At 68.5% G+C, this 896-nt stretch carries 1 protein-coding gene (running past one end of the window); it reads right to left on the bottom strand.

What is annotated here, in order from left to right:
• The coding region annotated (locus tag B1790_RS35285; protein WP_233165109.1) for an HNH endonuclease signature motif containing protein crosses the window boundary (this coding region is incomplete at its 5' end): on the bottom strand, positions 1–896 show 896 of its 1002 nt. The annotated region extends 106 nt beyond the left edge of the window.

Genomic DNA, 896 nt, shown 5'->3' with positions numbered 1-896 from the left:
AACAGCAAGCGGCTGCCCGGTGTGGTGGTGTGGGTGCGGCCGTCGGGTGCGGTCCAGATGATGGTGCCGTCGTCGAGTTGTCGTTCGCGCCAACCGCTTTGGCCGCCCCAGAAGGTTTTCAGCAAGTGGTGTCTTCGGCATAGGCATTTCAGGTTGGATCCCGCGGTCGGCCCGTAGGGCCACGGAATCGTATGGTCCACATCACAATTCGTGGCCGGCACTCTGCAGCCGGGGAAGCGGCAGGTCATGTCGCGGCAGCGGACGAAGTCGGCGAGCTTCTTCGACGGTCGGTATCGGGGTTCCGGTGGGGCTTGGCCGGGATGCACGATCCGAGTGATGGTCGCCCCTTGGCTGGCGCGGCACGCGATCGCGCCGGGTAGGAACTGCCCGCCCATCATCGCTGCCGGTCGAACGGTGGCAAGCCGGCCCGGGGTGGGGGTGAGGGCTTCGGTGAGGGTCAGCTCGCGCAGCGGCTTGCTGAACATGGCCGGGGCGTCGCCGTCGAGGGCGGTGCGCTCCTTCGAGGTATCCACTGCGGCAGCATCATTGGAGGTTGCGGAGTGGTCCTTCGCGTCCTCGGGCTCGGTGTTCTCGGTGGCGTCATCGTTCTCGTCGTCGCGGAGATGGTCAGGCGGCGGTGCAGGCGTGGGTGATGCAAGCGGTGGCGCGGGGTCACGGAGGGTGTCCGCGCTCGCGATCACGTAGACGACCACCCCGGTCGAGGGCGGGTTCTGCGCCACGGGGCAATCGGAGGTGTCGCAGAGGCAGGCCAGGCGGTCGTTGTTGTGGGCGAGGGCGCCGATGGCGTCGGCGCGGCGTTGATCCAGGGTTCGTGGGTCGGCCGGGCAGACGGTGCGGGCCAGGGCGTCGACTCGGGTGTCGAAGGCCTTGGCGTC

The organism is Mycobacterium sp. AT1 (assembly GCF_002043095.1).
Lineage (GTDB): Bacteria > Actinomycetota > Actinomycetes > Mycobacteriales > Mycobacteriaceae > Mycobacterium.
The sequence above is the reverse complement of the archived record's forward strand: the minus strand, read 5'-3'. Positions and strand labels throughout refer to the sequence as shown.